Source organism: Hydrogenophaga sp. 5NK40-0174 (assembly GCF_040372165.1).
Classification (GTDB): domain Bacteria; phylum Pseudomonadota; class Gammaproteobacteria; order Burkholderiales; family Burkholderiaceae_C; genus Hydrogenophaga.
Genome location: NZ_BAABWG010000004.1, coordinates 164,054 through 182,115 on the forward strand (window position 1 = coordinate 164,054; position 18,062 = coordinate 182,115).

At 59.1% G+C, this 18,062-nt stretch carries 25 protein-coding genes and 1 tRNA gene; 21 read left to right on the forward strand and 5 right to left on the reverse strand.

Annotated elements, in window-relative coordinates:
• Nucleotides 1-116: 116 nt before the first annotated feature.
• The 21 genes from ABWV89_RS14135 to ABWV89_RS14235 all read left to right on the forward strand — a co-directional run bounded on the left by ABWV89_RS14135 (nucleotide 117) and on the right by ABWV89_RS14235 (nucleotide 11,918).
• Entirely contained in the window at nucleotides 117-1,751 is a 1,635-nt protein-coding gene (locus ABWV89_RS14135) for a glycerol-3-phosphate dehydrogenase/oxidase (RefSeq protein ID WP_353397982.1), read from the forward strand.
• Nucleotides 1,752-2,135: 384 nt separating this feature from the next.
• Nucleotides 2,136-2,504 (forward strand): 50S ribosomal protein L14, encoded by a 369-nt coding sequence (gene rplN, locus ABWV89_RS14140; RefSeq protein ID WP_353397984.1) that lies wholly within the window; start codon nucleotides 2,136-2,138, stop codon nucleotides 2,502-2,504.
• A gap of 9 nt (nucleotides 2,505-2,513) precedes the next feature.
• Nucleotides 2,514-2,834 carry a 50S ribosomal protein L24 gene (gene rplX / locus ABWV89_RS14145; protein WP_353397985.1) on the forward strand — a complete coding sequence of 107 codons (321 nt, stop codon included), beginning with the start codon at nucleotides 2,514-2,516 and terminating at the stop codon, nucleotides 2,832-2,834.
• Between the two features lie 2 nt (nucleotides 2,835-2,836).
• Nucleotides 2,837-3,376, forward strand: coding sequence for a 50S ribosomal protein L5 (gene rplE / locus ABWV89_RS14150; RefSeq protein ID WP_353397988.1), 540 nt, complete (start codon nucleotides 2,837-2,839; stop codon nucleotides 3,374-3,376).
• Nucleotides 3,377-3,384: 8 nt separating this feature from the next.
• Nucleotides 3,385-3,690, forward strand: a complete 306-nt coding sequence (gene rpsN, locus ABWV89_RS14155; RefSeq protein ID WP_353397991.1) for a 30S ribosomal protein S14 — start codon at nucleotides 3,385-3,387, stop codon at nucleotides 3,688-3,690.
• 18 nt (nucleotides 3,691-3,708) lie between these two features.
• Nucleotides 3,709-4,104, forward strand: a complete 396-nt coding sequence (rpsH, locus tag ABWV89_RS14160) for a 30S ribosomal protein S8 (protein ID WP_353397994.1) — start codon at nucleotides 3,709-3,711, stop codon at nucleotides 4,102-4,104.
• Between the two features lie 26 nt (nucleotides 4,105-4,130).
• Entirely contained in the window at nucleotides 4,131-4,664 is a 534-nt protein-coding gene (rplF, locus tag ABWV89_RS14165) for a 50S ribosomal protein L6 (protein WP_353397997.1), read from the forward strand.
• Between the two features lie 11 nt (nucleotides 4,665-4,675).
• Nucleotides 4,676-5,041: a 50S ribosomal protein L18 gene (rplR, locus tag ABWV89_RS14170; protein WP_353398000.1), complete on the forward strand. Its 366-nt coding sequence runs from the start codon at nucleotides 4,676-4,678 to the stop codon at nucleotides 5,039-5,041.
• Between the two features lie 18 nt (nucleotides 5,042-5,059).
• Nucleotides 5,060-5,578: a 30S ribosomal protein S5 gene (gene rpsE, locus ABWV89_RS14175; RefSeq protein WP_353398003.1), complete on the forward strand. Its 519-nt coding sequence runs from the start codon at nucleotides 5,060-5,062 to the stop codon at nucleotides 5,576-5,578.
• A gap of 11 nt (nucleotides 5,579-5,589) precedes the next feature.
• Nucleotides 5,590-5,772, forward strand: a complete 183-nt coding sequence (gene rpmD, locus ABWV89_RS14180; RefSeq protein ID WP_353398006.1) for a 50S ribosomal protein L30 — start codon at nucleotides 5,590-5,592, stop codon at nucleotides 5,770-5,772.
• A gap of 17 nt (nucleotides 5,773-5,789) precedes the next feature.
• Entirely contained in the window at nucleotides 5,790-6,221 is a 432-nt protein-coding gene (gene rplO / locus ABWV89_RS14185; protein WP_353398008.1) for a 50S ribosomal protein L15, read from the forward strand.
• 30 nt (nucleotides 6,222-6,251) lie between these two features.
• Nucleotides 6,252-7,571: a preprotein translocase subunit SecY gene (gene secY / locus ABWV89_RS14190; protein WP_353398011.1), complete on the forward strand. Its 1,320-nt coding sequence runs from the start codon at nucleotides 6,252-6,254 to the stop codon at nucleotides 7,569-7,571.
• A gap of 5 nt (nucleotides 7,572-7,576) precedes the next feature.
• Entirely contained in the window at nucleotides 7,577-7,795 is a 219-nt protein-coding gene (gene infA, locus ABWV89_RS14195) for a translation initiation factor IF-1 (RefSeq protein ID WP_353398014.1), read from the forward strand.
• 52 nt (nucleotides 7,796-7,847) lie between these two features.
• Nucleotides 7,848-7,961: a 50S ribosomal protein L36 gene (gene rpmJ / locus ABWV89_RS14200; RefSeq protein WP_210852826.1), complete on the forward strand. Its 114-nt coding sequence runs from the start codon at nucleotides 7,848-7,850 to the stop codon at nucleotides 7,959-7,961.
• A gap of 21 nt (nucleotides 7,962-7,982) precedes the next feature.
• On the forward strand, nucleotides 7,983-8,348 hold the full coding sequence (gene rpsM, locus ABWV89_RS14205; RefSeq protein ID WP_353398019.1) for a 30S ribosomal protein S13: 366 nt from the start codon (nucleotides 7,983-7,985) through the stop codon (nucleotides 8,346-8,348).
• A gap of 14 nt (nucleotides 8,349-8,362) precedes the next feature.
• Entirely contained in the window at nucleotides 8,363-8,761 is a 399-nt protein-coding gene (rpsK, locus tag ABWV89_RS14210; RefSeq protein ID WP_353398022.1) for a 30S ribosomal protein S11, read from the forward strand.
• A gap of 188 nt (nucleotides 8,762-8,949) precedes the next feature.
• On the forward strand, nucleotides 8,950-9,573 hold the full coding sequence (rpsD, locus tag ABWV89_RS14215) for a 30S ribosomal protein S4 (RefSeq protein WP_353398025.1): 624 nt from the start codon (nucleotides 8,950-8,952) through the stop codon (nucleotides 9,571-9,573).
• A gap of 97 nt (nucleotides 9,574-9,670) precedes the next feature.
• Nucleotides 9,671-10,657 carry a DNA-directed RNA polymerase subunit alpha gene (locus tag ABWV89_RS14220; RefSeq protein ID WP_353398028.1) on the forward strand — a complete coding sequence of 329 codons (987 nt, stop codon included), beginning with the start codon at nucleotides 9,671-9,673 and terminating at the stop codon, nucleotides 10,655-10,657.
• Nucleotides 10,658-10,741: 84 nt separating this feature from the next.
• Nucleotides 10,742-11,167, forward strand: coding sequence for a 50S ribosomal protein L17 (rplQ, locus tag ABWV89_RS14225; RefSeq protein WP_353398031.1), 426 nt, complete (start codon nucleotides 10,742-10,744; stop codon nucleotides 11,165-11,167).
• A 25-nt stretch (nucleotides 11,168-11,192) separates the two neighbouring features.
• Nucleotides 11,193-11,269, forward strand: a tRNA-Met gene (locus ABWV89_RS14230).
• A 322-nt stretch (nucleotides 11,270-11,591) separates the two neighbouring features.
• On the forward strand, nucleotides 11,592-11,918 hold the full coding sequence (locus tag ABWV89_RS14235) for a DUF1840 domain-containing protein (protein WP_353398033.1): 327 nt from the start codon (nucleotides 11,592-11,594) through the stop codon (nucleotides 11,916-11,918).
• Between the two features lie 49 nt (nucleotides 11,919-11,967).
• Here the strand turns inward: ABWV89_RS14235 and ABWV89_RS14240 are convergent, their stop codons facing one another.
• The 5 genes from ABWV89_RS14240 to ABWV89_RS14260 all read right to left on the reverse strand — a co-directional run bounded on the left by ABWV89_RS14240 (nucleotide 11,968) and on the right by ABWV89_RS14260 (nucleotide 17,976).
• On the reverse strand, nucleotides 11,968-12,993 hold the full coding sequence (locus tag ABWV89_RS14240) for a tripartite tricarboxylate transporter substrate-binding protein (RefSeq protein ID WP_502903219.1): 1,026 nt from the start codon (nucleotides 12,991-12,993) through the stop codon (nucleotides 11,968-11,970).
• Between the two features lie 65 nt (nucleotides 12,994-13,058).
• Complete coding sequence (locus ABWV89_RS14245) at nucleotides 13,059-14,306, reverse strand: phenylacetate--CoA ligase family protein (RefSeq protein WP_353398039.1); 1,248 nt, start codon at nucleotides 14,304-14,306, stop codon at nucleotides 13,059-13,061.
• Between the two features lie 130 nt (nucleotides 14,307-14,436).
• Complete coding sequence (locus ABWV89_RS14250) at nucleotides 14,437-15,246, reverse strand: ABC transporter ATP-binding protein (RefSeq protein WP_353398042.1); 810 nt, start codon at nucleotides 15,244-15,246, stop codon at nucleotides 14,437-14,439.
• Nucleotides 15,247-15,428: 182 nt separating this feature from the next.
• Nucleotides 15,429-16,760, reverse strand: coding sequence for an ABC transporter substrate-binding protein (locus ABWV89_RS14255; RefSeq protein WP_353398045.1), 1,332 nt, complete (start codon nucleotides 16,758-16,760; stop codon nucleotides 15,429-15,431).
• Nucleotides 16,761-16,917: 157 nt separating this feature from the next.
• Entirely contained in the window at nucleotides 16,918-17,976 is a 1,059-nt protein-coding gene (locus tag ABWV89_RS14260; RefSeq protein WP_353398048.1) for a branched-chain amino acid ABC transporter permease, read from the reverse strand.
• Between the last annotated feature and the right edge of the window lie 86 nt (nucleotides 17,977-18,062).

Below are 18,062 nucleotides of genomic sequence, written 5' to 3' on the forward strand. Positions count from 1 at the left end.
GGTTTCACAGCACAGCTCCTGAGTCTCGCGCCCCTCCCGAGGGAGGGGTGAGAGCGGAGCTGTGCCTCAACCCTGCCAAATCCACCGAAATCCACCGCCTTAATCTCCTGCAAACCATGAAGCGCGAAGAGATCGTCGAAAGTCTGGCATGCGGCGGAACCGTGTTTGACCTCGCCGTCGTCGGCGGAGGTGCTACTGGCCTGGGCGTTGCACTGGATGCCGCATTGCGCGGGTTCTCGGTTGTGCTGCTCGAGTCGGATGACCTTGCGGGCGGTACATCTTCCCGGGCGACCAAGCTTCTCCATGGCGGCGTCCGGTACCTGGCTCAGGGCAACGTTTCGCTGGTGCGGGAAGCGCTGGCAGAGCGCACCAACGTCCTGCACAACGCCCCCCATCTGGCGCAGCCGCTGCCATTTGTGATGCCTTCCTACCAGTGGTGGCACCAGCCCTTTTACGGGCTTGGGCTGAAGCTATATGACTTGATGGCTGGCAAGGCGGGTCTGGGCGCCACCCGGTTTCTCTCCCGGCAGGAAACACTGGACAGTCTTCCCGGCTTGAGCGCACACGGCCTCAAGGGTGGGGTGAGGTACTGGGATGGTCAGTTCGACGACGCCCGGCTTGCACTGGCATTGGCGAGATCAGCGGAGCAAGCTGGTGCCAGCATCCTCAACCATGCGCGGGTGGACGACGTCATTCCGGAAACGCCCGGCAGCAAGCGAGATGCTGATGGCTTGCGCCAGTACACGATCAGGGCCACGGATCGGCGCACGAGCGAGGCAATTGAAGTGAAGGCCCGTTGCGTCGTCAATGCCACAGGTGTCTGGGTCGATCATTTGCGCATGCATGCGAAGGCCGGCACCGGACCTGGTGTCCGCCCTATGGTGAGCCCCAGCCAGGGCGTCCATGTCGTGGTCGATCAGTCATTTCTCGCGACTGATCACGCATTGCTGATCCCCAGGACCCGGGATGGTCGCGTGCTGTTCGCTGTCCCATGGCTGGGCAAACTCATCCTGGGAACGACGGACACACCCCGGCAGGACATCCCGCGCGAGCCTGAGCCCTTTGACGAGGAACTCGACTTTCTCCTGCGGGAGTCTGCTGGCGTTTTGGCCAGACCCGTCAAGCCGGGGGATGTTCGCAGTGTCTGGGTAGGCCTTCGTCCGCTGGTGGCCGCCTCGGATGCCTCAGATGGCGCCACCAAGACCTTGTCGCGTGAGCACACCATCGTCGTGGGCGAGCATGGCATGGTCACTGTGACGGGAGGCAAGTGGACGACCTATCGGGCCATGGCAGAAGATGTGCTTGAGCAGTGTTTTGCGGCGGGACTGCTGCCTCGTAAAGGCGCTTGCAACACTGCCCATCACAAGCTGTTTGGTGCCCCTGCTTCTAACGGCGATCCTCAAGCGGCGCAGCCCATGCATGCAGCGCCCGGGTTGCACCTGTATGGAAGCCAGGCTGGCGCTGTCAACCAGTGCCCGGGCTCGGCGCAGCACCTGGGCATGGGGCTTACCGAGGCCATGGTGCGCTACGCAGTCCGGCACGAATGGGCTCAGACCGTCGAAGATGTGCTGGCCAGACGTTGGCGCTCACTCTTTCTTGATGCAAGACAAGCCGGGGTAATGGCGCCGAGAGTAGCTGCCATCCTTTCAGATGAAGGTATCAAGCAGCCCGACGAGCAGGCTTTCATGGGATTGTGCGAGCAGTACCTGCCCGCTGGCCAGCTGCGCAAAGCAGCGGGCCAGGGCATCTGAGCCGCCTCGCAGGCGGGGCGGGATTTGCCACTCTAGCCACTCTATATAGTGGCAGTCGTCGCCTGCCCATGGATGCCGCCCAGCGGACCCACCTGCTGCGGAAGGCTGCGAACCATCCTTGATGAAGGAAATTGTAAAAAAGACACCCCGGGGTGTTGACATCGGGTATCGCCACGCTCATAATCGAGGGCTTCGCTGTAAAAGGCGAGGTTAAACCTATCTGCCCACCGAAGCTGGCTGCAAACACAGCGCCAGGGTGAGTCAAGACGAGAGCAGTGGCTCCCTTGATCAACTGGTACTGCAAGAGCTGGTGACGACGGGCCCAAGACTGATCGCGCCATGCCGCTTTTTTGGCAGGGCGATTCAAGTTGGGACATATATCAAATGATTCAAACGCAATCTCGACTCGATGTTGCTGACAACACGGGTGCGAAATCCGTGATGTGCATCAAAGTGCTGGGCGGCTCCAAGCGCCGCTATGCCAGCGTTGGTGATGTCATCAAAGTCAGCGTCAAGGAAGCAGCGCCTCGTGGCCGCGTCAAAAAAGGCGAGGTCTACAACGCTGTGGTGGTGCGCACTGCCAAGGGCATCCGTCGTCCAGACGGCGCACTGATCAAGTTTGACGGCAATGCCGCCGTTTTGTTGAACGCCAAGCTGGAACCCATTGGTACCCGCATTTTTGGCCCGGTCACCCGTGAGCTGCGCTCTGAGCGTTTCATGAAGATCGTGTCTCTGGCACCTGAGGTTCTCTGAGGTATCACCATGAACAAGATTCGTAAAGGCGACGAAGTCATCGTGATCGCTGGGCGCGACAAGGGCAAGCGCGGCAAAGTGTTGAGCCGTACTGATGCCACCCGCCTCGTGGTTGAGGGTGTGAACATCGTCAAGAAGCACGCCAAGCCAAACCCAATGCGTGGTGAGACCGGCGGCATCATCGAAAAGACCATGCCTATCCAGCAGTCCAACGTTGCCATCTTCAACGGTGCAACCGGCAAGGCTGATCGCGTGGGTATCAAGCTCCTGGAAGACGGCAAGAAAGTCCGCGTCTTCAAGTCGAGCGGCGAAGAAATCAAGGTGGCATGACCATGGCACGTTTTCAAGAACTGTATCGCGAGAAGATTGTTGCTGAGCTGACTAAGAAGTTCGGTTACACGTCTTCGATGGAAGTGCCTCGCCTGACCAAAATCACCCTGAACATGGGTGTTGGCGAAGCTGTTGCTGACAAAAAAGTGCTGGACAACGCCGTGGCCGACCTGACCAAGATTGCTGGTCAGAAGCCTGTCGTTACCCGCTCACGCAAGGCCATCGCTGGCTTCAAGATTCGTGAGCAGCAGCCTATCGGTTGCATGGTGACCCTGCGCGGTGTTCGCATGTACGAATTCCTCGATCGTCTCGTGACGGTGGCTTTCCCCCGTGTGCGTGACTTCCGTGGCGTGTCCGGTCGCTCTTTTGACGGTCGTGGCAACTACAACATCGGTGTGAAAGAGCAGATCATCTTCCCCGAGATCGAGTACGACAAGATCGACGCACTGCGTGGTCTGAACATCAGCATCACGACGACGGCCAAGAACGACGAAGAGTGCAAGGCACTGCTGGCCGGTTTCCGTTTCCCGTTCAAGAACTGAGGTGGCGTATGGCAAAAAAAGCACTACTCCAGCGTGAACTCAAGCGCGAAAAGCTCGCAGCCAAGTTCTCCAAGAAATACGCAGAGCTGAAGGCCACTGCCAACGATGCCAAGTGCTCTGATGAAGAGCGCGAAGCAGCCCGTCTGGCCCTGCAGAAGCTGCCCCGTAACGCCAACCCGACCCGCCAGCGTGCTCGCTGCGAGATCACTGGTCGCCCTCGCGGTACGTTTGCCTTCTTCGGTCTCGGCCGTCAGAAGATCCGTGAAATGGCTTTCGCCGGTGAAATCCCAGGCGTGACCAAGGCCAGCTGGTAAGCACTAGGAGAACCACAAATGAGCATGAGTGATCCTATCGCTGACATGTTGACCCGCATCCGTAACGCACAGATGGTCGAAAAGTCTGTCGTCTCGATGCCGGCTTCCAAAATCAAGGCTGCGATTGCCCAGGTCCTCAAGGACGAAGGCTACATCGACGGTTTCCAGGTCAAGGCCGAGAGCGGCAAGAGCCAGTTGGAAATCGCCCTGAAGTACTACGCTGGCCGTCCTGTCATCGAGCGCATCGAGCGTGTGAGCCGCCCCGGCCTGCGCGTTTACCGCGGCAGCAATGCCATCCCTCAGGTCCAGAACGGCCTGGGCGTTGCCATCGTGACCACGCCGCGCGGCGTGATGACCGATCGCAAGGCACGCGCTACCGGCGTCGGTGGCGAAGTCTTGTGCTACGTCGCTTGATGCGGACATAGAAGGAGAAAACTGATATGTCACGTATTGGAAAAATGCCAGTGGCCATCCCGCAAGGCGTGGAAGTGGCCCTCAAGGCAGACCAGATCGATGTCAAGGGCTCGCTTGGTGCGCTGAGCATGGCCCAGAATGCACTGGTCAAAATCGAAAACAAGGATGGCTCGCTGTCCTTTACCGCTGTTGATGCCTCCAGTGAAGCCAACGCCATGACGGGCACCATGCGCCAGATGGTCAACAACATGGTGACCGGCGTCAGCAAGGGCTTCGAGAAGAAGCTCAACCTGATTGGCGTGGGTTTCCGTGCGCAGGCCAAAGGCACAACGCTCAACCTGAACGTGGGCTTCTCCCACCCGGTTGACATCGTGATGCCCGAAGGTGTCAAGGTTGAAACCCCTTCCCAGACCGAAGTGGTCGTCAAGGGTGCAGACCGCCAGCGTGTTGGCCAAATCGCTTCCGAGATTCGTGCCGTTCGCCCACCCGAGCCTTACAAAGGCAAGGGCATCCGTTATTCGGATGAGCGCGTGGTCATGAAAGAAGCCAAGAAGAAATAAGGAACAGGATCATGTTGACGAAAAAAGAGCAACGCCTGCGCCGCGCCCGCCAGACCCGTATCCGCATTGCACAGCAAGGCACCGCGCGTCTGTCGGTCAATCGCACCAACCTGCACATCTACGCTTCCGTCATTTCCGGCGAAGGCGACAAGGTGCTGGCTTCTGCGTCGACGCTCGAAGCCGATATCCGCAAGGAACTCGGTGGCGCCGGCAAAGGTGGCAACGCTGCTGCTGCAGCCCTGATCGGCAAACGCATTGCCGAGAAGGCCAAGGCAGCTGGCATCGAGAAAGTGGCTTTTGACCGTTCCGGTTTTGCCTATCACGGCCGCGTGAAGGCCCTGGCAGATGCGGCTCGTGAAGCTGGTCTGCAGTTCTGATCAGACGGGATACACAAGATGGCTAAATTTCAGGCAAACGTAAAGAACGAAGCGAACGACGACGGTCTGCGCGAAAAGATGATCGCGATCAACCGCGTGACCAAAGTGGTCAAGGGTGGTCGTATCCTCGGTTTCGCTGCGCTGACCGTGGTTGGCGACGGTGATGGCCGCGTTGGCATGGGCAAGGGCAAGGCGCGTGAAGTGCCAGTGGCCGTGCAGAAGGCCATGGAGCAGGCTCGCCGCAACATGGTCAAGGTGTCGCTGAAGAACGGCTCCCTGCATCACGAAGTTCACGGTGAGCATGGCGCATCCAATGTGATGATGCTGCCAGCCAGCAAAGGTACCGGCATTATTGCTGGTGGTCCAATGCGCGCCGTTTTCGAGGTGCTGGGTGTGACCGACGTCGTGGCCAAGAGCCATGGCTCGAGCAACCCCTACAACCTGGTTCGCGCCACACTCGACGCACTGAAGAAATCGACCACACCTGCTGAAGTCGCTGCAAAGCGTGGCAAGTCGGTCGAAGAGATTCTGGGCTGATCGGAGCAATCATGACTACTCAGAACACTGTCAAAGTACAACTGGTCCGCAGCCCTATCGGCTGCAAGCAGTCGCACCGTGATACGGTGCGTGGTCTCGGCCTGCGCAAGCTCAACAGCGTGAGCGAGCTCGAGGACACGCCCGCAGTGCGCGGCATGATCAACAAGGTCAGCTACCTGGTCAAGGTGCTGTAAGCAACGGACGTATCGTCATGCAACTCAATTCCATTCAACCCGCATCGGGTGCCAAGCACGCCAAGCGCCGTGTCGGTCGTGGTATCGGCTCCGGCCTGGGCAAGACCGCTGGTCGTGGCCACAAAGGTCAGAAATCGCGTGCAGGTGGTTATCACAAGGTCGGCTTCGAAGGCGGCCAGATGCCACTGCAGCGTCGTCTGCCCAAGCGCGGCTTCAAGTCTGCCAAGCTGGCCTTCAGTGCTGAAGTGAGCCTGGCCGAACTGCAAAAGCTCGACGCAGCCGAAGTGGACCTGCTGGTGCTCAAGCAAGCCGGTCTGATTCCTCAGCTGGCGAAGCGCGTCAAGGTCATCCTCAGCGGTGAAATCAAGCGTGCCGTCCAGCTCAAGGACGTAGCGGCTACCGCTGGCGCCAAGGCAGCCATCGAGGCCGCTGGCGGCTCGGTCGCCTGAGTGTTGACTGTCTGAAAAAGGCAAGCAGACGTGGCTAACCCCAGCGCAACCCTGGCCAGATCCGGCAAGTACGGCGATCTCACTCGCCGACTGTGGTTTCTGTTCCTGGCACTGATGGTCTACCGGATCGGGGCGCACATCCCCGTGCCGGGGATCGATCCTGACGTGCTTCAGCAGATGTTCGAGAACCAGAGCGACGGCATTTTGGGCCTGTTCAACATGTTCTCGGGCGGAGCGCTGGAGCGTTTCACGGTGTTCGCGCTGGGCATCATGCCCTATATCTCGGCTTCCATCATCATGCAGCTGGCTACCTACGTCGTTCCGACGCTGGAAGCGCTGAAGAAGGAAGGCGAGGCCGGTCGTCGCAAGATCACCACATATACACGCTACGGTACACTGGCTTTGGCCATTTTCCAGTCACTGAGCATTGCTCTGGCCCTGGAAGGCCAAGCAGGACTGGTGATCGACCCGGGTATCACTTTCCGCTTGACGGCTGTGGTCAGTCTGGTTGCTGGCACCATGTTCCTGATGTGGTTGGGCGAGCAAATCACAGAGCGTGGACTCGGCAACGGTATTTCCTTGCTGATCTTTGCCGGAATTGCTGCAGGTCTGCCGAGTGGTCTGGGTCAGTTTGCAACACTGGTTGAGCAAGGTGCCATGGGTGCGTTGCCCGCACTGTTCATTGCAGCGCTGGTGGTCCTGGTGACCTACTTTGTGGTGTTTGTCGAGCGTGGTCAGCGCAAGATTCTGGTGAACTATGCTCGCCGTCAGGTGGGTAACAAGGTCTACGCAGGCCAGTCGTCTCACTTGCCACTGAAGCTGAACATGGCAGGCGTGATTCCTCCCATTTTTGCTTCCTCGATTATTTTGCTGCCCACAACTGTGGTCAGCTGGGTGAGCACAGGTGACTCCACCCGCTGGTTGCGAGATATCGCCAGCGCGCTGTCACCAGGGCAACCCATTTATGTGGCGTTCTACGCGACGGCCATCATCTTCTTCTGTTTCTTCTACACGGCTCTGGTTTTCAACAGCCGCGAGACAGCAGACAACCTGAAGAAGAGTGGTGCATTCATTCCAGGCATTCGCCCGGGTGACCAGACCGCACGCCACATTGACAAGATTCTGGTGCGACTGACCATGATGGGTGCGATCTACATCACAGCCGTCTGCCTGTTGCCCGAGTTTCTGATTTTGAAGTATCAAGTGCCTTTCTATTTTGGCGGTACCTCATTGTTGATCATCGTGGTGGTCACCATGGACTTCATGGCCCAGGTGCAGAACTACATGATGTCGCAACAGTATGAGTCGCTGCTCAAGAAGGCCAATTTCAGGACATCTATTGGCGGCTGAACATCATGTCCAAGGACGATGTGATCGAGATGCAGGGGGAAGTGGTTGAAAACCTTCCCAACGCAACTTTCAGAGTCAAGCTCGAGAACGGACACACTGTTCTCGCGCACATTTCAGGCAAGATGAGGATGCACTACATCCGCATCCTGCCAGGTGACAAGGTCAAAGTGGAGCTCACGCCATACGACCTGTCGCGGGCACGGATAGTTTTCCGTTCCAGGTAGCAGGTGAAGCTGTAAGGCTGAGAGTACATTTTTGGTTATTCAGGAGAACATCATGAAAGTTTCGGCTTCGGTCAAGAAAATGTGCCGTAACTGTAAGATCATTCGACGCAATGGCATCGTGCGCGTCATCTGCACGGACCCGCGTCACAAGCAGCGTCAAGGCTGAGCGCACGTATAGAGGACCCACATGGCTCGTATTGCAGGTATCAACATTCCGCCGCACAAGCACGCAGAAATCGGCTTGACGGCTATCTTTGGCATTGGTCGCACTCGCGCTCGCAAGATTTGCGAAGCATGCGGCATCGACTACGCAAAGAAAATCAAGGACTTCACGGACGGCGATCTCGAAAAGATCCGTGAAGCTATTGGCCAGTACCTCGTTGAAGGTGATCTGCGCCGTGAGAACACGATGGCTATCAAGCGTTTGATGGACATCGGTTGCTACCGCGGCTTCCGTCACCGCCGTGGCCTGCCAGTGCGTGGTCAGCGTACCAAGACCAACGCCCGCACTCGCAAGGGTCCTCGCAAGGCTGCCCAGTCGCTCAAGAAGTAATCTGAAGGACACACATGGCTAAGAGTTCCTCCGCAGCTGCCCGCGTTCGCAAGAAGGTCCGCAAGAACATTGCTGACGGCATTGCACACGTGCACGCTTCGTTCAACAACACCATCATCACGATCACCGACCGTCAGGGCAATGCTCTGTCCTGGGCGTCTTCCGGTGGTCAGGGCTTCAAGGGCTCGCGCAAGTCCACGCCGTTCGCTGCGCAGGTGGCTTCGGAAGTGGCTGGTCGTGCCGCCATGGAGCAAGGTATCAAGAACCTCGACGTCGAGATCAAGGGCCCAGGCCCAGGTCGCGAGTCTTCGGTTCGCGCCCTCGGCGCCCTGGGTATCCGCATCACGTCCATTTCTGACGTGACCCCGGTGCCCCACAACGGCTGCCGTCCTCAGAAGCGTCGCCGCATCTGAGTCTCGCGCTTGCCGACTGCGCCATTTGCGCAGTACAATAGAAAGCTTTTTTCGAGCGCCACCGCAGCAGAAATGCTTGCGGTGGCATTTTTGCTAAGCCCACTGCCCCTGCTTGTCGGGTGGCTCCCGCAGCGTCGGGCTCCCATATGAGCCCCTTTGGTTGCGGCAGATAAACCAAGGAAACCAACGTGGCACGTTATCTCGGCCCCAAGGCCAAACTTTCCCGCCGTGAAGGCACTGACCTGCTGCTCAAGAGCGCACGCCGCTCGATTGCAGACAAGGCAAAGTTCGACTCCAAGCCAGGCCAGCACGGCCGCACTTCCGGTCAGCGCACGTCCGACTACGGCCTGCAGCTGCGTGAGAAGCAGAAGGTCAAGCGCATGTACGGCGTTCTCGAGCGCCAGTTCCGCCGCTACTTCGCGGAAGCCGATCGCCGCCGCGGCAACACCGGTGCCAACCTCCTGACGCTCCTGGAGTGCCGTCTGGACAACGTGGTATTCCGCATGGGCTTTGCCTCCACCCGCGCTGAAGCCCGTCAGCTGGTGTCCCACAAGGCCATCACCGTGAATGGTCAGCCTGTGAACATCCCTTCTTACTCCGTCAAAGCCGGTGACGTGGTTGCCGTGCGTGAGAAGTCCAAGAAGCAAGCTCGCATCATTGAAGCGCTGGAGCTGGCCAAGCAGACCGGTTTTCCGGGCTGGGTGGAAGTCGCTGCCGACAAGGCCGAAGGCGTGTTCAAGAAGTCGCCTGACCGTGACGAATTCGGTTCCGACATCAACGAACCCCTGATCGTCGAACTCTACTCGCGTTAATCCCGCTCCCGGTGGTCGTTGTGATAAGCGCCGCCGGGCCATCATGCTCCGTAGGCCTTATCGGTGTAACGAGCCGAGGGTACTGAAGGAAGTTTGAATGCTGAACAATCTGCTCAAGCCCAAAACCATTAACGTCGAGCAAATCTCGACCAATCGAGCCAAAGTGACGTTGGAGCCGTTTGAACGCGGCTACGGTCACACTCTGGGCAACGCACTGCGCCGTGTGCTCCTGTCTTCCATGACCGGTCATGCGCCGACAGAAGTCACCATTGCAGGAGTCGTGCACGAGTACTCGTCCATTGACGGTGTCCAGGAAGACGTGGTCAACATTCTCCTGAACCTCAAGGGCGTGGTTTTCAAGCTCCACAACCGCGATGAAGTGACCCTGAGCCTGCGCAAGGACGGCGAAGGCGTTGTCACGGCTGCCGATATCCAGACGCCGCACGACGTCGAAATCGTCAACCCGGAACACGCCATCGCAACCCTGTCTGCCGGCGCCAAGCTGGACATGCAGATCAAGGTGGAAAAGGGCCGTGGCTACGTGCCGGGTAACCTGCGCCGCGGCGACGACCAGTCCCGCTCGCTGGGCCGAATCGTCCTCGACGCATCGTTCTCCCCTATCAAGCGCGTGAGCTATACCGTGGAAAGCGCTCGTGTGGAGCAACGCACCGACCTGGACAAGCTGGTTCTCGAAATCGAAACCAATGGCTCCATCGGTCCTGAAGAAGCCGTGCGTGCCTCTGCCAAGATTCTGGTGGAGCAGCTGGCTGTCTTCGCTCAGCTCGAAGGTGTGGAACTGTCCGCATTCGACCAGCCTGCCCAGCGCAGCACCCAGCAGTTCGACCCGATCCTGCTGCGTCCTGTGGACGAACTGGAGCTCACGGTCCGTTCTGCGAACTGCCTGAAGGCCGAAAACATCTACTACATCGGTGACCTGATCCAGCGCACCGAGAACGAGCTGCTCAAGACACCTAACCTAGGCCGCAAGTCGCTCAACGAAATCAAGGAAGTGCTCGCCTCCCGCGGTCTGACCTTGGGCATGAAGCTCGAGAACTGGCCACCAGCAGGTCTGGACAAGCACTGACCTGACAACACCATCGACATCAACTGAATGACGAACCACCAGTACCTGATACGGCTGGTGGCAAAACACTGAAAGGAAATCATCATGCGTCATCGTCACGGACTCCGTAAACTCAACCGCACCAGCGCTCACCGCCAGGCCATGCTGCGCAACATGGTGACATCGCTCATCGAACATGAGGTCATCAAGACCACGCTTCCCAAGGCCAAGGAGCTGCGTCGTGTGATCGAACCGATGATCACACTGGCTAAAGAAGACAATGTTGCCAATCGTCGCTTGGCTTATAGCCGTGTCGCTGGAAGGCAAGGGCGCCCGGATGGTGCATCCCAAGCTCGACAAGTCGTGTCTAAGCTGTTCAACGAACTCGGCCCTCGCTTCAAAGCACGTCCAGGTGGTTACACCCGTATTCTGAAAATGGGTTTCCGCGTGGGCGACAACGCTCCGATGGCTCTCATCGAATTGGTTGACCGCCCGGAAAATGATGCTTCTGAAGGTGATGCAGCCGAATAATCGTGCTATAATCTAAGTCTCTTGACGCGCGGTGGAGCAGCCTGGTAGCTCGTTGGGCTCATAACCCAAAGGTCGCAAGTTCAAATCTTGCCCGCGCAACCAAACAGACAGGTCTGAGTTACTCAGGCCAATTGAAAAAGCCCTCTCCGGAGGGCTTTTTTTTTGCAGTTGATGTTTGGCTGTGCTTTTGCGACTGCCTCTGCCTCTGCTTCTCCAACTGCTTCTGGTTGGAGTGAAGCATGTTGAATGCAAAAGCAGAATGGCAGAAGACGTAGGGCTGCCGGCTGCTTGCAGAAATCACCTGAAGCCATGACAGACGTACCACTGGCCGGGACGCACGACTGTCTGTGCCAGAATGGAAGTGGAAACAAGTCCATCTGCCCGTCTCTAATTTCTATATTCGGGCCATACGCAGGAGTCAGTCATGTCGTTGTACCGCTTCAAGTCTCGAGAGACAGGCGATTTGGTCATGTTGCAGCCCGATGGCAAGCGAGTGCTCGAGATTCTGGGAAAGGACCCTGCTGGCCCGGGGGTGATTCACCCGGCCGAGTTTGCCGAGGCCATTGAAAAGCTGCGGGCTGCCGCCGACGCCGAGGAAAGAGAGCAGGCGCGCCTGCGGAAGGAAGCGGAAGAGGCTGGCGAAGAAGCGCCGCAGTTTGCATCCGTGAGCCTGCGCATGAGAGTGACGCCCTTCATCGAAATGATGCAGCGCTGCCACGCAGCGGATGTTGAAGTGGTCTGGGGCGTCTAGCAGCCATTGCGCCAAGCAGACGCCACGCCACCGCTCCCAGGCTCATGTCTCAGTCGGAAAAAGTGCCCGTGGCTTCGATGGCCAGTCTGAACTTCTCGGTTTCCTGCGCTACAAACGCCTTGTGGCCCTCGGGGCTCAGCCTGTGATCCTGGACAACCTTGGCACCCAGTGCGGCCTGGGATGCTTGAAAGATCGGGTCTTTCAACGCCTGGCGCAAGGCGTCGTTGACCTTCTGCCGAATCTCTGAAGGTGTGCCGCCGGGCGCGTACAGACCGTGCCAGATGGTGAGGTTGAAACCGTTGAGCCCCACTTGATCAAGTGTCGGGAAGCCACTGAAGATCTCGAGGTCCAGCAGCGGCCGCTCCGTGGTGACGGCAAAAGCCTTGATCCTCTGCGCACGGATCTGTTCGCTGGCGTTGGTGGTCTGGTCACACATGACATCCACCTGCCCGCCGATGAGATCGCTCATCGCCGGTCCGGTGCCGCGGTAGGGCACAGGGGAGAGTTTCTCCTTCAGACCGGCTGCCGACATCCACATCAGCCCGCAAAGGTGGGATGCCGAGCCAAGACCGGCATGCGCAAGATGAAGCCTTCCCCGGTGCCGGCGGATGTGGTCAAGCATCTCGCCGTAATTGGCCGCTGGGAGCCGGGAGGTTCCCAGCAAGGCCATGGGCACGTCGTTGATGAGACCCAGGTACTCGAAGTCTTGCAGGGGGGAGAAGGCCAACTTGGGGTAGAGGCTGCCGGATGCGGCCATGCCCACATGCCAGATCAGCAAGGTATAACCGTCAGGCGTGGCGCGGGCGACCTTGGCCGCGCCCAAGGTCCCGCCTGCACCGGCCGTGTTCTCCACCACAATGGGAACGCCGTCGAGGGAGGGCTGCATGGCCACGGCCAGCTGGCGTGCGAGCGAATCGGTCGGACCTCCGGCAGGGAACGGGACAACGAGCGTGATCGACCTTGCAGGGTACGCCTGAGCAACGGCCAACGGGATGGCCAGTGTCAGCAATGCGCACACTGCGGCCTTGCAGGCACGATGCAGGAATAAAAGGGACCAATGACAAGGACTGTGCATGCAGCTTATGGGTCATGGCCGACCGAGCCAGTCGGCTACAGCCCAATGGTAGCGCGATCCCTGGCCTACTCGTAGCTGCGTGCGTCCTCGATGACCTTGCCGTCGTTGGGCAAGGTGCCGCAAGCGACCATGTCAACGTCGGCGCGCAACTTGGTGATATCGCGCACTGCGTCCGCCAGTGCTTTGGCCAGATCTTCGGAGGGTGTTGCCGTTTCCACCTTGAGGCACATCTGGTCATTGGACATCTCACCGCTGACCACCAGGCGGGCCTTGGTGACAGCTTCGAAGCGCTTGCTGATCTCCGCAACCTGAGCCGGGTGAACAAACATGCCCCGGACCTTGGTGGTCTGATCAGCGCGGCCCATCCAGCCCTTGATCCGGCGTGCCGTGCGCCCGGTGGGGCAGGTTCCGGGCAGGATGGCTGACAGGTCGCCGGTGCCGAAGCGAATAAGCGGGTAGGCCGTGTTCAGCGTGGTCACCACAACTTCGCCTACCTCACCATCGGGCAGGACGTCGCCAGTGCCAGGGCGAACGATTTCAACGATCACTCCTTCGTCGATCAGCAAGCCTTCACGGGCGGCCGTTTCGTAGGCGATCATGCCGAGATCGGCAGTGGCATAGCTTTGGTAGCCGGTGATGCCTTGCTCGGCCAACCATTGGCACAGGCTGGGCGGAAATGCTTCGCCGCTGACTGACGCCTTCTTGAGACTGCTGATGTCCCGGCCACTTTCGATGGCCTTTTCCACCAGAATGCGCAGGAAAGATGGCGTGCCGGTGTAAGCCGCGGGGCACAGCTCGGTCATGGCCTGCAGCTGTTGCTCGGTCTGGCCGGTGCCCGCGGGGAAGACCGTGCATCCCAGCGCCATGGCGCCAGACTCCAGGATGAAGGCGCCAGGCGTCATGTGGTAGCTGAACGCGTTGTGGACCAGGTCGCCCTGGCGAAAGCCTGCAGCGAAAAGCGCGCGAGCAGTGCGCCAGTAATCCTTGGTCGTGCCCTCTGGTTCATAAATGGGGCCGGGTGAGGCAAAAATGCGCTGCATCTCAGGCCCACGTACCACGGCAGAAAACCCACCGAAGGGGTCTTGTGAGCGGTTCGCCTGCTGGCGCTCCAACAGCTCACTCTTGCGGATGACGGGCAATTGGGCCAAAGCGTAGAGGCTGTTGATGGAGTCAGGGTCCACGTCACGCAACAGTTCAGCAAATGCCTTTGTGTTGGACTTTGCATGGGCAATTTGTGCAGGCAACACTGCCATCTGTGCAGCATTGCGCTCATCCTGCGAGCGCGTCTCCAGTGCATCAAAAAAATCGGTCATAGCAGTAGCCAAACAAATTGGATAGAGGAGAGTTCAATCGAGAACACCGTGGGTCCGGCTTCGCCGGCCCGCTGGTGTTGCCCCCTTGAGGGGGTGACGCCGCAGGCGTCGCGGGGGTGGGGAATTCTGCTCAGGCCAACCAGCGCTTGCGGCGCTTGTACGACTTGACTTCGCGGAATGACTTGCGTTCGCCGCCACCCATGCCAAGGTAGAACTCCTTGACGTCTTCGTTGTTTCTCAGATCGGAAGCGGCTCCGTCCATCATGATCCGGCCTGACTCCATGATGTAGCCATAGTCCGCATAGCGAAGAGCCATGTTGGTGTTCTGTTCGGCCAGCAAGAAGGTCACCCGTTCCTTGACGTTCAGATCCTTGACGATCTCGAACACCTCTTCGACGATTTGGGGTGCCAGACCCATGGAGGGCTCATCAAGCAGCACAACGCTGGGATTGGCCATGATGGCGCGACCGATGGCGCACATTTGCTGCTCGCCACCCGAGGTATAGGCGGCCTGGCTGGTGCGGCGCGTCTTCAGGCGCGGGAAATAGTTGTAGACCTTCTCGAGGTTGCGCGCGATCTCGGCCTTGTCCGTGCGGGTGTAGGAACCTGCGAGCAGATTCTCTTCAATGGTCAGGTGGGCGAAGCAGTGGCGACCTTCCATGACCTGCACCACGCCACGGTTGACCAGGTCGGCTGGACTGAGGTTTTCAATGCGCTCGCCGCGCAACTCGATGCTGCCTTTGGTGACCTCTCCGCGCTCGCCTTTGAGCAGGTTGGAAATCGCGCGCAAGGTCGTTGTCTTGCCAGCACCGTTGCCACCAAGGATGGCCGCGATCTGACCTTCCGAGACTTTCAGGGAGACACCCTTGAGCACCAGAATCACGTGGTTGTAGATGACTTCGATGCCGTTGACGTTGAGGACGGTTTGGGGTTCGCTCATGATGTGATGTTCCTTATGAACCATTCAAAAGGCGCGGCACGCCGGCCTTTTGAATGGTGGCTGTTGCCAGCCACCATTCAATGCCTCGCTTATAGAGCCCCCATTTCGAGGACACCGCGGAACCGGCTTTGCCGGGCCGCGGGTGTCGCCTCCTTGAGGGGGCGCGCGAAGCGCGGCGGGGGTTAGCTATCGCAGTCAGATGCAGCGCGACGCTCGATCTTCTTCTCGGCGGCGTACTTGTCTGCCATCTCCTTGACCAATGGGCCAAGCACCTTGTCGTCGGCCTGGTACCAGTCCGAGGAGAACTCCCACTTGGAGCCGTTCCACGTGTGGACGCGGGCCCAGTTGGCACCCTGGTGGTCATTGCAGCTGGTCTTGACCGGGCGCATGACGCCCTTGAAGCCCAGAGCATCGAGTTTGGCCTGGGTCAGGTCCAGGTTCTCGTAGCCCCAACGTGCCTGCTCACCGGTGACAACCTTGCCTTTGCCGAACTTCTCCTGGGCAGCGCGAGCGCCTTCTACGGCGAACATGGCGGCCATGGCGCCACGCATGTACAGCACTTGGCCGACTTCTTCCTTGGGACCGGTGCCCTGGCCTTTGCCGTGGACTTTGTCGAGGATTTCCTTGACGACGTCAGAGTCGTACTCGGCACCGTGCTGCATGGTCACAGCGCTGTAGCCCTTGGCGCCCATGCCAACGTCTTTAACGTCAGGCTCGGCGCCGGACCACCACACGCCGTACAGCTTGTCGCGCGAGAAGCCCGTGGCTTGTGCTTCCTTCAAAGCGGTGGAGTTCATCACGCCCCAGCCCCACAGGAAGACGAAGTCTGGACGGCTCTGGCGAATCTTCAGCCAGGTGGCCTTTTGCTCCACGCCGGGGTGGGTCACTGGCAGGAGCTCCAGGGAGAAGCCCAGCTCCTTGGCGCGGCGCTCGAGCAGAGGAATGGGCTCTTTGCCGTATGGGCTGTCGTGGTAGACCAGTGCCAGCTTCTTGCCCTTGAGCTTGTCGAGTCCACCTTCCTTCTTGCCCACGTGCTGAACAAGAACGTCGGCTGCCTGATAGTAGGTGCCGGCGATCGGGAAGTTCCACTTGAAGACAGCTCCATCAGCTGACTCGCTGCGGCCGTAGCCTGCGGTGATCAGTGGAATCTTGTCGACAGGTGCCTTCTCGGTCAGAGCGAAAGTGATGCCTGTGGACAGCGGCTGGAACACAGTGGCGCCGCCGTTCTTGCCTTTCAGGCGTTCGTAGCATTCCACTCCTTTGTCGGTGGCGTAGCCTGTTTCACACTCTTCCCAGCTGACCATGACGCCGTTGATGCCGCCGCGTGCGTTGGTGAGTTTGAGATAGTCGACATAGCCGTTGGCAAATGGCACACCGTTCGGAGCGTAGGCGCCCGTTCGGTAAACCAGCGCCGGGAAGAACTGCTCCGCAGCCTGGGCCGCGGGCGACACCAGTGCAGTGGACAGGGTGGCACATGCCACCGATACGGAAAGAGCGAGGTTGCGCAGCTTCATGCTTTTGTCTCCTTTGGATAAGTGAGCCACTTGAAAAACCATGCCTGTCAGTAGAGCCCGGTGCAGCGGGAGCCGCATCGGGCGATTCACCTAAGGGCTTGCCCGAAAAAAAGTCGTTGAACCAACATTTGCGATCTTGATCGTCACATTCGCTTTCTCAGTGCGGGAACGGCCAGATGCGAAGCTTCTGTTTGGCGATGCTCCACAGGCGAGCCAGACCATGTGGCTCGACGATGAGAAACCAGACGATGAGGGCACCGAAGATCATGAAGGTGATGTGTGCTGCTGTGGCGGTGGACATGCCCACGACCAGGCTGATGCGCTCGATGAAGATGGGCAGCATCACAATGAAGGCGGCGCCGAAGAAGCTTCCCATGATGGAGCCCATGCCGCCGATGATCACCATGAACAGCAGCTGGAAGGAGCGGTCAATCGAGAAAGCCGCGGGCTCCCATGCACCGAGGTGAATGAAACCCCAGAGGCCGCCGGCGACGCCGATGATGAAGGAGCTGACCGCGAAAGCGCTGAGCTTGGCGTACATCGGGCGGATACCGATGACGGCTGCTGCAACGTCCATGTCGCGAATGGCCATCCATTCCCGGCCAATGGCGGAGCGCACCAGGTTCTTGGCCAACAGCCCGAAGACGACGACGAACAGCAGGCAGAACAGGTACTTATCGACGGGAGACTCAAGGGACCAGCCCAGTACGGACAGGTCAGAGACCGATACCGAGCCGGAGGGATTGTCGTTGGTGAACCAGCCGATGCGCAAGAAAGCCCAGTCACAGAAGAACTGCGCCGCCAGTGTTGCCACGGCCAGGTAGAGGCCTTTCACCCGCAAGCTGGGGATGCCGAAGAACACTCCCACCAGGGTGGCGCACAGTCCGCCGATGAGCAAGGCCACGATCAATGGCATACCGTCGACACGAACAAAGGCGTTGTAGGCCATGTACGCGCCAACCGCCATGAAAGCACCTGAGCCAAGCGAAATCTGACCGCAGTAGCCCACCAGAACGTTCACGCCCAAAGCAGCCAGCGAAAGGATGAGGAAGGGAATGATGATGGCGCGAAAGGCGTACTCGTCGAAGATCAGTGGCACCGCCACGAAGGCGAATGCGAGGATGGCGAGCATGGCCCAGCGGTCCTGTGCGATCGGGAAGATCTGCTGGTCCGAGCGGTAGGAGGTTTTGAACTGACCGTTTTCTCTGTAGAACACTTTTTTGTCTCCGATCGAAGATCTTTTGGCTACGGCATGACTTTGCTGTGCAAAGTCAGCCTCCATAGCAATCTTTTGGCTGCGAC

Coding starts and splice junctions, on each gene's coding strand:
- ABWV89_RS14135 (WP_353397982.1), top strand. CDS start 117: ATGAAGCGCGAAGAGATCGTCGAAAGTCTGGCATGCGGCGGAACCGTG.
- rplN (WP_353397984.1), top strand. CDS start 2,136: ATGATTCAAACGCAATCTCGACTCGATGTTGCTGACAACACGGGTGCG.
- rplX (WP_353397985.1), top strand. CDS start 2,514: ATGAACAAGATTCGTAAAGGCGACGAAGTCATCGTGATCGCTGGGCGC.
- rplE (WP_353397988.1), top strand. CDS start 2,837: ATGGCACGTTTTCAAGAACTGTATCGCGAGAAGATTGTTGCTGAGCTG.
- rpsN (WP_353397991.1), top strand. CDS start 3,385: ATGGCAAAAAAAGCACTACTCCAGCGTGAACTCAAGCGCGAAAAGCTC.
- rpsH (WP_353397994.1), top strand. CDS start 3,709: ATGAGCATGAGTGATCCTATCGCTGACATGTTGACCCGCATCCGTAAC.
- rplF (WP_353397997.1), top strand. CDS start 4,131: ATGTCACGTATTGGAAAAATGCCAGTGGCCATCCCGCAAGGCGTGGAA.
- rplR (WP_353398000.1), top strand. CDS start 4,676: ATGTTGACGAAAAAAGAGCAACGCCTGCGCCGCGCCCGCCAGACCCGT.
- rpsE (WP_353398003.1), top strand. CDS start 5,060: ATGGCTAAATTTCAGGCAAACGTAAAGAACGAAGCGAACGACGACGGT.
- rpmD (WP_353398006.1), top strand. CDS start 5,590: ATGACTACTCAGAACACTGTCAAAGTACAACTGGTCCGCAGCCCTATC.
- rplO (WP_353398008.1), top strand. CDS start 5,790: ATGCAACTCAATTCCATTCAACCCGCATCGGGTGCCAAGCACGCCAAG.
- infA (WP_353398014.1), top strand. CDS start 7,577: ATGTCCAAGGACGATGTGATCGAGATGCAGGGGGAAGTGGTTGAAAAC.
- rpmJ (WP_210852826.1), top strand. CDS start 7,848: ATGAAAGTTTCGGCTTCGGTCAAGAAAATGTGCCGTAACTGTAAGATC.
- rpsM (WP_353398019.1), top strand. CDS start 7,983: ATGGCTCGTATTGCAGGTATCAACATTCCGCCGCACAAGCACGCAGAA.
- rpsK (WP_353398022.1), top strand. CDS start 8,363: ATGGCTAAGAGTTCCTCCGCAGCTGCCCGCGTTCGCAAGAAGGTCCGC.
- ABWV89_RS14220 (WP_353398028.1), top strand. CDS start 9,671: ATGCTGAACAATCTGCTCAAGCCCAAAACCATTAACGTCGAGCAAATC.
- rplQ (WP_353398031.1), top strand. CDS start 10,742: ATGCGTCATCGTCACGGACTCCGTAAACTCAACCGCACCAGCGCTCAC.
- ABWV89_RS14235 (WP_353398033.1), top strand. CDS start 11,592: ATGTCGTTGTACCGCTTCAAGTCTCGAGAGACAGGCGATTTGGTCATG.
- ABWV89_RS14240 (WP_502903219.1), bottom strand. CDS start 12,993: ATGCACAGTCCTTGTCATTGGTCCCTTTTATTCCTGCATCGTGCCTGC.
- ABWV89_RS14245 (WP_353398039.1), bottom strand. CDS start 14,306: ATGACCGATTTTTTTGATGCACTGGAGACGCGCTCGCAGGATGAGCGC.
- ABWV89_RS14250 (WP_353398042.1), bottom strand. CDS start 15,246: ATGAGCGAACCCCAAACCGTCCTCAACGTCAACGGCATCGAAGTCATC.
- ABWV89_RS14255 (WP_353398045.1), bottom strand. CDS start 16,760: ATGAAGCTGCGCAACCTCGCTCTTTCCGTATCGGTGGCATGTGCCACC.